Origin of the sequence: Vibrio barjaei, from assembly GCF_001639065.2 — a bacterium.
GTDB lineage: Bacteria > Pseudomonadota > Gammaproteobacteria > Enterobacterales > Vibrionaceae > Vibrio > Vibrio barjaei.
Window position 1 is genome coordinate 1 of record NZ_LQXO02000008.1, and the last position, 299, is coordinate 299.

Below are 299 nucleotides of genomic sequence, written 5' to 3' on the forward strand. Positions count from 1 at the left end.
GGTAGTGTGGGGCTTCCCCATGTGAGAGTAGGACATCGCCAGGCTTTAAATTTGAAAGAGCCCGTTTGAAAAGACGGGCTTTTTTAGTCCTAAAGGACAACCACTATGCTGATATAGCTCAGGTGGTAGAGCGCATCCTTGGTAAGGATGAGGTCCCCAGTTCGAGTCTGGGTATCAGCACCAGTATTTAGAGTCATCTTGCAGAGCAAGGTGTACCCAAGCAAGATTTTGTTTGGCGACCATAGCATTGTGGACCCACCTGATTCCATGCCGAACTCAGAAGTGAAACGCAATAGCGC

Annotated in this window: 1 tRNA gene and 1 rRNA gene (1 of these 2 running past the window's edge); both read left to right on the plus strand. The window is 48.8% G+C overall.

Going from position 1 to position 299, the window contains the following annotated elements:
• Positions 1-107 precede the first annotated feature (107 nt).
• Positions 108-183 (plus strand) — tRNA-Thr (locus AWH66_RS04055).
• Between the two features lie 48 nt (positions 184-231).
• Positions 232-299, plus strand: a 5S ribosomal RNA gene (rrf, locus tag AWH66_RS04060); it runs 42 nt beyond the window's last position.